Origin of the sequence: Hoeflea prorocentri (genome assembly GCF_027944115.1) — a bacterium.
Classification (GTDB): Bacteria; Pseudomonadota; Alphaproteobacteria; order Rhizobiales; family Rhizobiaceae; genus Hoeflea_A; species Hoeflea_A prorocentri.
Genome location: NZ_JAPJZI010000001.1, coordinates 1 through 12,812, shown reverse-complemented (window position 1 = coordinate 12,812; position 12,812 = coordinate 1). Strand labels below are relative to the sequence as shown.

Here is a 12,812-nt window from a genome sequence, read left to right as displayed (position 1 = left end):
GCATCAAGGCCCGCCGTACTCCAAAAAGAATGCGTCGCTGGCTTAGAGTTATGCTGAAACGATTTATCGCTGCACTGTTCATCCTCCCAATGCTGTTTTCCGTCGCCGGTGCCGACGATGGGTTACTCAACCTCATCGACACACTGGCGACCGGAAAACTGAAGGACCGCGCTGCTCAGATCGAAGCAATCTCGAAAACCGGCGACGTGCGGGCCGTTCCTGTTCTCCAAGCTCTCAGGGACGGCTCGCTCTTCTATCGAAAGTCCGACAAGAAGGTTTTTCTTGCCGAAAAATCCGGATCGGACTTTGTTTTGAGCGACCCGCTGACAGGCGTCGAGGTGGAAACACTCTCAAAAAGCGCCGTGCGCAAGATCAAGGTCAACAACCGGCTGCGTCGACAGCTTGCCGGGGTGATCGGATCGATGACGCTTGAAAGCTCTGATCCGCAGATACGTCTTGCAGCGGCTCAAACCATATTCAAACGCGGCGACGGTTCGGCCCTTGAAGCGCTCAATGCAGCGCTCGGACGCGAAACCGATGCCAATGTCATAAAGGCCATGGAACTTGCGAGGGCCGCGGCCATTCTTAACACTGACGCTGACACGTTCGACAAGGTAAGAGCCGTGGAACTGGTCGGCACACAAGGCGGGCGCACTGCCCTTCCGATGCTGCGTGAACTGGCCGCCGGCGGCGACAAGAGCATCGCCGATGCGGCGCAGGCACAGATCGCCGAGATCGAGCGGGCCGAGGCTCTCTGGAACACGGCGCAAACCATCTGGTACGGCATTTCGCTCGGGTCGGTTCTCCTTCTCGCCGCCATCGGCCTGGCCGTAACCTTCGGTGTGATGGGCGTCATCAACATGGCCCATGGCGAGATGGTCATGCTCGGCGCCTACACAACCTTTGTGGTTCAGGAAGCCATCCGCGCCTCAGCGCCGGACCTCTTTGACTATTCGCTGCTTTTTGCCCTGCCTTTGGCATTTCTTGTCGCCGGGGCCTGCGGTCTCGCCATCGAACGCGGCGTGATCCGTTTTCTTTACGGCAGACCATTGGAAACCCTGCTGGCAACCTGGGGCATTTCGCTGATCCTGCAGCAGGCGATCCGCACCATATTCGGGCCCACCAACAGGGAGGTCGGCAATCCGTCATGGATGTCGGGGGCGTATGAGCTTGGCGGGCTGACACTCACGGCCAACAGGCTGTGGATCGTGGTATTTGCCATGGTCGTCTTCGCCGCCCTTTTTCTTGTGCTTAAGAAGACTGCCTTCGGCCTGCAGATGCGGGCCGTGACCCAGAACCGGAAGATGGCCGCCTCCATGGGCATTCGCACGCCCTGGGTCGATGCCTTCACCTTTGCCCTGGGGTCCGGCATCGCAGGCATTGCCGGCGTCGCCCTGTCACAGATCGCAAATGTCTCGCCAAATCTTGGCCAGAGCTACATCATCGACAGTTTCATGGTCGTCGTGTTCGGCGGCGTCGGCAATCTCTGGGGAACGTTGGTCGGTGCTATGACCCTCGGCATCGCCAACAAGTTCCTCGAGCCCTTTGCCGGCGCCGTCCTTGCGAAGATCCTCATCCTCGTCCTCATCATCCTGTTTATCCAGAAGCGGCCGCGCGGGCTCTTCGCGCTCAAGGGCCGGGCCGTCGAAGCATGATCACATCATTTCTTTTCAAGGCCCTCGATCGCCGCGCCATCTGGGTGATCGCAGCCCTTTTCGGCCTGGCGATCCTGGTGCCGATCTGCAATCTCGCCCTGCCGCCGGACCACCCCCTGCACGTGCCGAACTACACAATCAGCCTGATGGGCAAGTATCTCAACTATGCGCTGCTTGCCTTGGCGCTTGATCTTGTCTGGGGTTACTGCGGCATTCTTTCGCTCGGCCATGGCGCTTTTTTTGCCCTCGGCGGCTATGCGATGGGCATGTATCTCATGCGCCAGATCGGCTCGCGCGGGGTCTATGGAGACCCGATCCTGCCGGACTTCATGGTCTTCCTTAACTGGAAGGAACTGCCCTGGTTCTGGTACGGCTTTGACCAGTTCTGGTTCGCCGCCATCATGATTGTCCTGGTGCCCGGCGCACTTGCTTTCGCCTTCGGCTGGTTTGCCTTCCGCAGCCGTGTCACCGGTGTCTATCTCTCGATCATCACCCAGGCGATGACCTATGCCCTGCTGCTTGCCTTCTTCCGAAACGAGATGGGTTTCGGCGGCAATAACGGCCTGACCGATTTCAAGGACATTCTCGGTTTCGACATTCAGGCCAACACCACAAGAGCAGGACTCTTTTCCGCCTCCGCCCTCGCCCTCGCCGCAGCCTTCCTGATCTGCTCGGGCATTGTGCGCTCCAAATTCGGCAAGATCCTTGTCGCCGTGCGCGATGCCGAGAGCCGTTCACGGTTCTTCGGATACCGGGTCGAAAACGTCAAACTCTTCGTCTTCGTGGTTTCGGCGATGATGGCCGGCGTGGCCGGGGCCCTTTACGTCCCGCAGGTCGGCATCATCAATCCCGGAGAGTTTGCGCCGGCGAACTCCATCGAAGTGGTGATCTGGACGGCGGTTGGCGGCAGGGGAACGCTGGTTGGCCCGATCATCGGCGCGGTCATCGTCAATGCAGGCAAATCGGTTTTTACCGCCGCCTTCCCCGAATTCTGGCTTTTTGCGCTCGGCGCGCTGTTTGTCGTCGTCACGTTGTTCCTGCCGAAGGGCATCGTCGGGGCCGTTTCCGGCCTGCTGAAGAAACGGCCGGGAGGGCGGGTGAAACCAACGCTCGCGAAAACCGCCGGGGAGGCAGCCGAATGACAAAGGCCGCAAGCGGAAGCCTGCTCTATCTGGATGGTGTCAGCGTGGCGTTCGATGGCTTCAAGGCCATCAATAATCTCTCTCTGGTGCTCGAACCCGGTGAAATGCGGGCGATCATCGGACCCAACGGGGCAGGCAAGACAACGATGATGGATATCGTCACCGGAAAAACGCGCCCCGACAGCGGCGACGTGATCTTCGACGGCGAGATCGATCTGACCCGGCATGACGAAACCGACATCGCCGAGCTCGGCATCGGCCGCAAATTCCAGAAGCCGACCGTTTTTGAAAGCCATACGGTCGAGGACAATCTGGAACTGGCACTCGACCGCAGTCGCGGCGTCATGGCGACACTGTTTTACAGCAGCGCCCGGGAAGATCGTGACGAGATCGACCGCATTCTGGACGTCACCCGCCTGACTGCAAGGCGGCATGAATACGCCGCCAACCTGTCCCACGGCCAGAAACAATGGCTGGAGATCGGCATGCTGCTCGCTCAAAACCCGAAATTGCTTCTGGTCGATGAGCCCGTTGCCGGCATGACCGACGCCGAAACGGAAGAAACGGCACGCCTGTTGCGCGAGATCGCCGAAAACCACTCCGTCGTCGTCGTCGAACACGACATGGGATTTGTGCGCGATCTGGATGTGAAGGTGACCGTCCTTGCGGAAGGCTCCGTCCTCGCCGAAGGATCGCTCGACCATGTCAGCGCCCACCCCAAGGTCATCGAGAACTATCTCGGACGTTGATCAGGAGGAGATCATGGCAACGCTTACGGTTGAAAACCTGCATCTCCACTACGGCGCCGCCGAAGCGCTGCGCGGCGTGTCAATGAGCGCCGAACCCTCGGCGATTACCTGCGTCCTCGGGCGCAACGGCGTCGGCAAGACCTCGCTCCTGCGGGCCATCACCGGCCAGCATGCGACATCCTCAGGCGCGGTCACCTTCGATGGCGACAACCTGGACAACCAGGCGCCCTATGTCCGCGCGTCAAAGGGTATTGCAACGGTCCCGCAGGGCCGCGAGATTTTTCCCCTTCTAACCGTTGAGGAAAACCTTCAGACCGGCTTTGCCTGCCTTGACCGCAGATCGAGGACCATCCCTCCTGAGGTCTTCGAACTCTTCCCTGTTCTGGAGACCATGCTGCCACGAAGAGGCGGCGATCTGTCGGGCGGCCAGCAACAGCAACTGGCAATCGGCAGAGCGCTTGTGACCCGCCCGAAACTCTTGATCCTTGATGAGCCGACCGAGGGCATCCAGCCATCCATCATCAAGGATATCGGCCGTGCCCTGACCTATCTGCGCGATACCGTCGGCCTGACGATCCTGCTGGTGGAGCAATATCTCGATTTCTGCCGCGAACTCGCTGACCGGGTCTATATAATGGACCGGGGCGAGATGGTTCACAGCGGTCTCGCCGCCGATCTAGATAATCCTGACGTGCGCCGCCACCTGATGGTATAGAGCGGCTTGTGATTGGATTGGCCATGGAGGCAGTATTGCGTCACGAGATCGTGCCGAACAAACGGCTCCAGCGGGTTAAAGGAGCCGCTCGCATATCTGTCGCCCATATCGAAGGCAAATCAAGGCTCGGACGCCTCTATCAGCAGGGTGCCGCGAAAATCCGGCTGCCGAAAACCCATAACGGCCCGGCGCTGGACGCTGTTCTGATCAATATCTCGGGCGGCGTGACCGGTGGCGACCGGCTGGACTGGTCCATCGATATCGGAAAAAACGCCCGCGCTGTCATGACAACGCAGGCCTGCGAAAAGGTCTACCGCGCCGCAAGCGATACGGCGCGCATCACGGTCGGCATGAAAATCGGCGGCGGCGCGGCCTTATCCTGGCTACCGCAGGAGACAATCCTGTTCGACCGGTCCGCACTGTCGCGAGAGCTGAATGTCGAGCTGGCAAAGGACGCCGCCCTGTTACTGGTCGAGCCCGTCATTTTCGGACGCCGGGCAATGAACGAGGTCGTTCATCAGGCGTCGTTTCTCGACCGTTGGCGCATCTATCGCGGCGGACAGGTGCTGCACGCCGAAGACACCCGTCTTCAAGGTGACGTCCTTGATGTCCTGCGCCGTCCTGCGACCATGGCCGGAGCCAGCGCGATCGCAACGGTTCTGCTGGTCCATCCGAACGCGGCCGACATGATTGAGCCGGTTCGGGCAATGCTCGGGAAAAACGCGGGCGCCAGCGCCATTCGCAACTCGGCCGGAGAGCGTCTTGTTGTGCGGATGATCGCAGAAAGCGGCCTGGATCTGCGCCGGCAACTCGTGCCGGTGATCGACTGGTGCAACCGGAAACTGACAGGCGCCCATCAAGGCCTGCCGAAATTATGGAATACCTAGGGAGAGAACATGAACCTGACACCTCGGGAAAAGGACAAGCTGCTCATCGCGATGGCAGCCGAAGTGGCGCGCAAGAGACGCGCAAGGGGCGTCAAGCTCAACCATCCGGAAGCAGTGGCGTTGATCTCGGATTTTGTCGTCGAAGGGGCAAGGGACGGACGCAGCGTGGCCGACCTGATGGAAGCCGGCGCCCATGTCATCGGACGCGACGAAGTCATGGAGGGCATCGCAGAGATGATCCATGACGTTCAGGTCGAGGCCACCTTTCCCGACGGCGTAAAACTCGTCACCGTCCATCACCCGATCCGATAGGTGCTTCCATGATCCCAGGCGAAATCATTTGCGCACAAGGCGACATCACCTTCAATGAAGGGGCCGAAACGATCGTCATCCGCGTTGCCAACAGCGGCGACCGGCCCGTTCAGGTCGGCAGCCACTACCATTTCCACGAAACCAATGAAGCGCTGGTCTTCGAGCGTGAAAAGGCGCGCGGCATGCGCCTCGACATCGCACCCGGCACCGCTGTGCGCTTCGAACCCGGGCAGGAGCGTGATGTCACGCTCGTACCGTTCGGCGGTTCGAGACACATATTCGGTTTCCAGAAGAAGATCATGGGGGAGCTCTAAACAACCATGCCCGCAACGATTTCAAGAGCCGCCTATGCGGACATGTTCGGCCCGACAACAGGCGATAAGGTTCGCCTGGCCGATACCGAGCTTTTCATCGAGGTCGAGCGCGACCTTACAGTCTACGGCGACGAGGTAAAATTCGGTGGTGGCAAGGTCATCCGCGACGGTATGGGCCAGTCGCAGGCCACCCGCGCCGAGGGTGCCGTGGACACCGTGATCACCAATGCCCTGATCGTCGATCACACCGGCATCTACAAGGCCGATATCGGCATTCGGGACGGGATCATCGAGCGGATCGGCAAGGCCGGAAACCCCGATACCCAGGCCGGCGTCGATATCGTGATCGGACCCGGAACCGAAGCAATTGCCGGCGAAGGCAAGATCGTGACCGCCGGGGGTTTCGATGCCCATATCCATTTCATTTGCCCGCAGCAGATCGATGAAGCCCTGATGTCGGGCGTCACCACCATGCTGGGCGGTGGCACCGGGCCGGCGCACGGCACCCTTGCAACGACCTGCACGCCCGGACCCTGGCACATCGGCCGCATGATCCAGGCCGCCGACGCTTTCCCGATGAACCTTGCCTTTGCCGGCAAGGGCAATGCGTCAAAACCGGCTGCTCTGGAAGAGATGGTCAATGCCGGCGCTTGCGCTCTGAAACTCCACGAGGATTGGGGCACAACACCTGCCGCCATCGATACATGCCTTTCCGTTGCCGACGCGATGGACGTTCAGGTGATGATCCATACCGATACGCTCAACGAAAGCGGTTTTGTCGAAAATACGATCGCCGCGATCGACGGGCGCACGATCCACGCTTTCCACACGGAAGGCGCGGGCGGCGGCCACGCACCCGATATCATCAAGGTTTGCGGGCTCCCGAATATTCTGCCGTCCTCCACCAATCCGACCCTTCCCTTTACCGTCAACACGGCGGCGGAACATCTCGACATGCTGATGGTCTGCCATCATCTCGACGCCAACATCCCCGAAGACGTTGCCTTCGCCGAAAGCCGAATCCGGCCCGAAACAATTGCGGCGGAGGACATTCTCCACGATCTCGGTGCCTTCTCGATCATCGCGTCCGACAGCCAGGCCATGGGCCGGGTCGGCGAGGTTCTGATCCGCACGTGGCAGACCGCAGACAAGATGAAGCGCCAACGCGGCAGATTGCCGGAAGAAACCGGAGAGAACGACAACTTCCGGGTGCGCAGATATATTGCGAAATACACGATCAACCCCGCTATTGCGCACGGCATGTCCGCCCATATCGGATCGCTCGAGCCGGGTAAGCGCGCGGACATCGTTGTCTGGAACCCGGCCTTCTTCGGCGTCAAACCCGATACCGTTCTGATCGGCGGCACGATTGCCGCCGCACCGATGGGCGATCCGAATGCGTCGATCCCGACACCGCAGCCGGTCCATTACCGACCCATGTTCGGGGCTTTCGGCAAAGCGCTGACAAACTCGTCCGTCACATTCGTCTCGGCAGCCGCCGCCTCCTCGGATCTTGGCAGGAAACTGGGTGCTGAAAAAACAATGATCCCGGTGGAAAACACACGCGGCTCGATCGGAAAGAGCGCAATGATGCTCAATGCCTCGCTCCCGGAGATCGAGGTCGATCCGGAAACCTACGAAGTGCGAGCCGATGGTGAACTTCTGACCTGCGAGCCGGCTGAGACCGTCTCCATGGCACAAAGGTATTTCCTGTTTTGACACAGCCCACCGTCAACCGGATCGTCCCGGTCGATCCGGGCAAGCTTGCAGGCACCATCACGCTTGACGAGACCGGACGGCATCGTCGGCGCATTGTCATGACGTCGGATAACGGGATCGGCTTCCTGCTGGATCTTCCCGAGGCGCGGCTTCTGCGCCACGGGGATGGTCTGCTCCTGAGTGATGGGCGCATCATTGAGGTCCGGGCAGAACCGGAGCCGCTCTACCACGTGACGGCAAGGGACAGGCTCCATCTGTTGCAGCTCGCCTGGCATCTGGGCAATCGTCATTGTCCTTCGGCGATCAGTGAGACGTCCATCCTGATCCGCCGGGATCACACCATGCGCGCCATGCTGGAAGGCTTGGGCGCTCAAGTTACGGAGATCGAAGGACCGTTCGACCCGGAAGGCGGCGCCTATTCGGGTACACATGGACATCACCACCATGAATGAGACCCTATCCAGCCAGTCCCTGCTGCGCCTGATGAGTTGGCTGTCGCCGAGTTTCCCGGTCGGCGCCTTCTCCTATAGCCATGGGCTGGAATATGCGGTGCATGATGGCCGCATTGCAGACGCCGGAGACCTTGAGGCCTGGCTCCGCGATCTTTTGGAACGGGGTTCGGCCTGGAACGACGCCGTGCTTGTCGCTGAAAGCTGGCGGCGAGCAAGGGCGGGTGAGGACCTTGAAGATCTGCGCGCGCTGGGTGAAGCGCTAACGGGGTCGAGCGAGAGGCATCTGGAAACTGTAAACCAGGGCGCCGCTTTCCTTGAGGCCGCTTCAGCCTGGCCTGCACCGGTTCCCGTCGAGCTTGGCCCGGACTGCCCGCTGCCTGTCGCGGTCGGCGCACTGGCGGGCGCACATGGCATTTCAGTGGAGGCGACGGTCACCGCCTATCTTCACGCCTTTACCTCAAACCTGATCCAGGCCGGCTTGAGACTGACGTCAATTGGCCAAAAACAGGGTGTCAGTGTCCTCTCAGCGCTGGAGCCGGTCCTTGCCGAGACCGGCAGGCGCGCGGCTACGGCCACGCTGGATGACCTTGGCAGCGCCACCTTCCTTGCAGAGATCGCGGCCATGAAGCACGAAATGCAACATTCGAGGATCTTTCGATCATGAGTTCAAACGGTCCATTGCGTGTGGGCATCGGCGGTCCTGTCGGATCAGGCAAGACGACGCTCACCGAAAAGCTCTGCAAGGCAATGCGCGAACGCTGGTCGGTCGGCGTCGTCACCAATGATATCTACACACGCGAAGATGCGGAGGCGCTGGTGCGCATGCAGGCGCTGTCGTCGGATCGGATTATTGGCGTGGAAACCGGCGGCTGCCCGCATACAGCCATCCGGGAGGACGCGTCGATCAATCTCGCTGCCATTGAGGACCTCTCAGGCAAACATCCGGATCTCGATATCGTTTTCATTGAATCGGGCGGCGACAATCTGGCAGCCACCTTCTCGCCGGACCTCGCCGATCTGACGCTTTACGTGATCTCCGTGTGCCAGGGCGAGGAAATCCCTCGCAAGGGCGGCCCGGCCATTACCCGCTCGGATCTTCTGATTATCAACAAGGCGGATCTTGCGCCTCATGTCGGCGCGGATCTCGATGTCATGGCGCGCGATGCCGACAAGGGAAGACAGGGTCGTCCGAGTGTCTTTACCGACCTGCGCCGCGGTGACGGGGTCGACGATATCGTCCGGTTCCTGACCGAAGCCGGTGGATTGGAGGCAAAATAGCCCCAAAATCGGGCCTGTAAGGGACGATCCCCCGCTTTACCGACGAACTGCACCCTTGCCCGTTGAAATGCAGGCCCTCAAAGCCAAGGCTAGACGACTGGTCTAATTGATTCTAGAAGAAGGCATGGCTGCGCAGACAGACACGCGTCAACACATTCTTGATTCCAGCCGGGAAGTCATTCTCGGCAAGGGTTTCACAGCTGTCGGGCTGTCCGAGCTGCTCTCGGTGGCCGGGGTTCCCAAGGGGTCCTTCTATCATTACTTCCGCTCGAAGGAGAATTTCGGCGAAGCGCTTCTGGAAGACTATTTCGAACGGTATCTGGAGCGAATGGATCGGATTCTAAAGCCTGACGGGCGCAGTGCCGCCGAACGCATCATCCGCTACTGGACCTTGTGGACCGAATCGCAGGAAGCGTTTGAATTCGGCACACGATGTCTCGTCGTCAAACTCGGCGCCGAGGTGTCGGACCTTTCCGAGAACATGCGGGAAATCCTGCATGATGGTACCGAGCGCGTTGTCACACGGTTGGCGCAATGTCTGATGGAAGGCATACGTGACGGATCCCTGCCCCAAACCCTGAAGCCGGTGCAGGCTGCGCTGGCACTCTATGATCTCTGGCTTGGCGCAACACTGATGACCAAGCTGCGCCACGATACACATGCATTCAAAAACGCTCTCCTGGCGACGCGCCAGATGTTGCAAATCCAGTAAATCGGAGACATCCCGGGAGCTTTGAGTAACACAAAATATTGAAAACTAACGGCTTTCCCGAAATAGACGACTGGTCTACTGGAGAATTCAAGTAAATCAAGCCGGCTACGAACCGGCGAATTATGGAAACAGAGGAAAACACCATGACCAACACAAATCGCCGTTTTGTGCTTGCTTCGCGCCCGACCGGGTTCCCGACACCGCAGAACTTCAGGCTGGAGGAATCCCAAATACCTCAACCGGCCGAAGGTGAGGTCCTGTTGCGCACGCTTTATCTGTCACTCGACCCCTATATGCGCGGCCGCATGAACGATGCGCCATCCTACGCCCCGCCCGTGAACATCGATGAGGTAATGATCGGCGGAACGGTAACCCGGGTAGAAGAATCCAAAAACCCGAAATTCGCGGTTGGCGACCTGGTACTCAGCACAAACGGTTGGCAGGACTATGCCGTATCCGACGGGACAGGCCTTGCCCGGCTGGACAACGACATGCCGCATCCCTCCCTTGCGCTCGGCGTCATGGGCATGCCCGGCTTTACCGCCTATGTCGGCCTGTTGGATATCGGCGAACCAAAGCCAGGCGAGACAGTCGTCGTCTCGGCGGCAACCGGTGCCGTCGGATCGGCGGTCGGCCAGATTGCAAAACTCAAAGGGTGCCGGGTGATCGGCGTCGCCGGCGGCGCTGAAAAATGCCGCTATGCCGTTGAGGAACTCGGGTTCGACGCCTGTATCGACCGTCACGAAGCAGACCTTAAAGAACAGCTTGCAGCCGCCTGCCCTGACGGCATCGACGTCTATTTCGAAAATGTCGGTGGTGCCGTCTTTGATGCGGTCCTGCCGCTGCTCAATGTTCATGCGCGTATTCCGGTCTGCGGCCGGATTGCCAGCTACAATGCGACCAGCCTGCCGGACGGGCCGGACCGCAGCCCGGCGCTGATCGGCATGCTGCTCGTCAAGCGCATCAAGATGCAGGGTTTCATCATCTTCGATCACTACGAAAGCCGCTACCGGGACTTCGTCAAGGATATGACGGGCTGGCTCGCCGAGGGGAAAGTCAAGTATCGCGAGGATGTCGTGGAGGGGCTGGAGAACGCCCCCGCGGCTTTCATCGGCATGCTCAACGGCAAGAACTTCGGCAAACTTGTTGTGAAGGTGTCGTAGTAGCGCAGCCTGACCGGCTTCGGCCTAGCGTTCCGTCCGTCCGGTGGTCATGCGCACAAGCGTCGTGTCACGATCGATGACATGATGCTTGAGCGCGCCTGCGATGTGCAGCACGATGAACGCAATCAGGATATTGGCGATGGTCCCATGAGCATCGCCGGCCAGATCCGACACCGTCTTGTTTTCGGTGAATCCGGGTATGGTGAACAGTCCGAATATATTGATGTCATGGCCGCCGAACAGTGAGGTCGTCATTCCGGAGAGCGGCATGAGGATGATACCTGCAATCAACACCCAATGGGTGATCTTCGACAGGATCTCCTGCCAGGCGGGCATCCGCGCGGCAGAGTCCAGGAACCCTCGGGCAAGCCGCCAACCGACCCGCCACAATCCGTAAGCGAGCACAAGCACGCCAAGCGCCTTGTGGGTCTGCAGCAGCGCACCGGCTTGTGGACCGCGTGGAACAAAATCATCAATGTAGATCCCGAAAGCCAGCATGCCGATCATGGCGAACGCGACGATCCAGTGATTGAAACGGGAAACCAGGTCGTACGCAGCAGGTTTGGAAGTCTTCATATCGGATACCTCCTGAAATGGTTCAGTAACCAAGCGTCGCCCCGACACGGCTTCCATGGCCATCAAACGGATTGCAGCTGTCAATCATATAAATGGCCGTCTGAACGACATGCCCCAAACCGCCACAAAAACTGAGGCCCACAATACCCTTGTGCGATTGTAGTCGACCTCCAGTCAACGCATCCTTAAAGGGCGTAAGGCCACGGTTTTGGGTTCTGAGCCCATATGCAAAATCCTGCGAACCATATCCGCCTGGTTCGTCATGTCCGGCCAGCTCGGCCCGAAGACGTCGATACAATGGCGCTCCACTCGGATCGCGCGATCGTGATGATGCATAAGCATCTGATTTGACGCCATTACTTTCTCATTACCAGAATGTAATTTGCAACCGAAGATTGCCGGCACAATATACGTCGTGTAGGCGCGGGCAACACCTTCAAAGACCGTTTGCCGAACGTTCCGGATGGCTGAGCCGTTCGAGTTCCGACAAACCGCCTGTTACCCGCACACCGCTCCTAATCATAGATGGCCGCAAGATTTGCGGCCAATGGAACAGGCGGCACGGCGCGTGCCGTCTCGGGCCGCCGCCGGCAGTCAAGTATCCGGTGCCATCAGGTATCGATGTCTTCGGCGGCGGCTCTTTCTCTCTCATTTTCGATACTGCGCCGCAGCACCAGATAGTCCACAACACCGATCACCGCCACGATGAGCGATACCGGGATCAGCACAATACCAATCCATTCCAGCCACGAACTGCCGCTGAGCTTCAAAAGACCGACACCTGAAACAAACAATGCGATCGAGGTGTTGAGATAGGACAAAAGAGTGCGTCTGTTTGCAAGTTCAGTCCGCACGATTGCCAGAACCAGGTTTTCAACCGAGCGCTTTTCACGCACATCCATAACAGATCCCTCAATTGCATCTGTTATCAGCCTGCCGTGTAGAGTTGTCACGGGTCAAGCCCCGTGACGGTACGGGTAGTGTGCGCAGGACAGGCGTGTCCAAACGCAAAAAAGCGGCCCGGAGCAAAATGTCCGGGCCGCCTTTTTGAATTGTCACTGTTCAGAGAAGATATTTTTGTTTTGCGTTTTGCGGACCTGGCGGCGCCCTACTCTCCCGCGTCTTGAGACGAAGTACC

The 12,812-nt window shown here is 59.4% G+C and carries 15 protein-coding genes; 13 read left to right on the top strand and 2 right to left on the bottom strand.

Annotation, left to right across the window (positions count from 1 at the left end; translation table 11 throughout):
• Positions 1–50 precede the first annotated feature (50 nt).
• The 13 genes from urtB (at position 51) to OQ273_RS00015 (ending at position 11,098) form a co-directional block, all read left to right on the top strand.
• Positions 51–1,655, top strand: a complete 1,605-nt coding sequence (gene urtB, locus OQ273_RS00075; RefSeq protein WP_267988438.1) for an urea ABC transporter permease subunit UrtB — start codon at positions 51–53, stop codon at positions 1,653–1,655.
• Complete coding sequence (urtC, locus tag OQ273_RS00070) at positions 1,652–2,797, top strand: urea ABC transporter permease subunit UrtC (RefSeq protein ID WP_267988437.1); 1,146 nt, start codon at positions 1,652–1,654, stop codon at positions 2,795–2,797. Before urtB ends, urtC begins: the two co-directional genes overlap by 4 nt.
• A complete protein-coding gene (gene urtD, locus OQ273_RS00065; RefSeq protein ID WP_267988436.1) occupies positions 2,794–3,546 on the top strand; it encodes an urea ABC transporter ATP-binding protein UrtD in 753 nt (250 codons plus the stop codon). Before urtC ends, urtD begins: the two co-directional genes overlap by 4 nt.
• A 13-nt stretch (positions 3,547–3,559) precedes the next feature.
• A complete protein-coding gene (urtE, locus tag OQ273_RS00060; protein WP_267988435.1) occupies positions 3,560–4,261 on the top strand; it encodes an urea ABC transporter ATP-binding subunit UrtE in 702 nt (233 codons plus the stop codon).
• A 23-nt stretch (positions 4,262–4,284) separates the two neighbouring features.
• Positions 4,285–5,148 (top strand): urease accessory protein UreD, encoded by an 864-nt coding sequence (locus OQ273_RS00055; RefSeq protein ID WP_267988434.1) that lies wholly within the window; start codon positions 4,285–4,287, stop codon positions 5,146–5,148.
• A 9-nt stretch (positions 5,149–5,157) separates the two neighbouring features.
• On the top strand, positions 5,158–5,460 hold the full coding sequence (locus OQ273_RS00050) for an urease subunit gamma (RefSeq protein ID WP_267988433.1): 303 nt from the start codon (positions 5,158–5,160) through the stop codon (positions 5,458–5,460).
• Positions 5,461–5,468: 8 nt separating this feature from the next.
• A complete protein-coding gene (locus tag OQ273_RS00045) occupies positions 5,469–5,774 on the top strand; it encodes an urease subunit beta (protein ID WP_267988432.1) in 306 nt (101 codons plus the stop codon).
• Positions 5,775–5,780: 6 nt separating this feature from the next.
• The gene (gene ureC, locus OQ273_RS00040) at positions 5,781–7,493 is read left to right on the top strand and encodes an urease subunit alpha (RefSeq protein WP_267988431.1); all 1,713 of its coding nucleotides are present in this window, start codon (positions 5,781–5,783) and stop codon (positions 7,491–7,493) included.
• Positions 7,490–7,945 (top strand): urease accessory protein UreE, encoded by a 456-nt coding sequence (locus tag OQ273_RS00035; protein WP_267988430.1) that lies wholly within the window; start codon positions 7,490–7,492, stop codon positions 7,943–7,945. Before ureC ends, OQ273_RS00035 begins: the two co-directional genes overlap by 4 nt.
• Positions 7,923–8,609 (top strand): urease accessory protein UreF, encoded by a 687-nt coding sequence (locus OQ273_RS00030; protein WP_267988429.1) that lies wholly within the window; start codon positions 7,923–7,925, stop codon positions 8,607–8,609. The genes OQ273_RS00035 and OQ273_RS00030 overlap by 23 nt, the downstream gene beginning before the upstream one ends.
• Positions 8,603–9,223, top strand: coding sequence for an urease accessory protein UreG (gene ureG / locus OQ273_RS00025; protein ID WP_267992987.1), 621 nt, complete (start codon positions 8,603–8,605; stop codon positions 9,221–9,223). The genes OQ273_RS00030 and ureG overlap by 7 nt, the downstream gene beginning before the upstream one ends.
• A 124-nt stretch (positions 9,224–9,347) precedes the next feature.
• A complete protein-coding gene (locus OQ273_RS00020) occupies positions 9,348–9,935 on the top strand; it encodes a TetR/AcrR family transcriptional regulator (RefSeq protein WP_267988428.1) in 588 nt (195 codons plus the stop codon).
• 143 nt (positions 9,936–10,078) lie between these two features.
• Positions 10,079–11,098, top strand: a complete 1,020-nt coding sequence (locus OQ273_RS00015) for an NADP-dependent oxidoreductase (protein WP_267988427.1) — start codon at positions 10,079–10,081, stop codon at positions 11,096–11,098.
• 24 nt (positions 11,099–11,122) lie between these two features.
• On the opposite strand, the gene OQ273_RS00010 is transcribed toward OQ273_RS00015, so the two are convergent.
• Both OQ273_RS00010 and OQ273_RS00005 read right to left on the bottom strand, forming a co-directional pair.
• The gene (locus OQ273_RS00010) at positions 11,123–11,674 is read right to left on the bottom strand and encodes a cytochrome b (RefSeq protein ID WP_267988426.1); all 552 of its coding nucleotides are present in this window, start codon (positions 11,672–11,674) and stop codon (positions 11,123–11,125) included.
• 611 nt (positions 11,675–12,285) lie between these two features.
• Positions 12,286–12,627, bottom strand: a complete 342-nt coding sequence (locus OQ273_RS00005) for a DUF202 domain-containing protein (RefSeq protein WP_267988425.1) — start codon at positions 12,625–12,627, stop codon at positions 12,286–12,288.
• Positions 12,628–12,812: the final 185 nt, after the last annotated feature.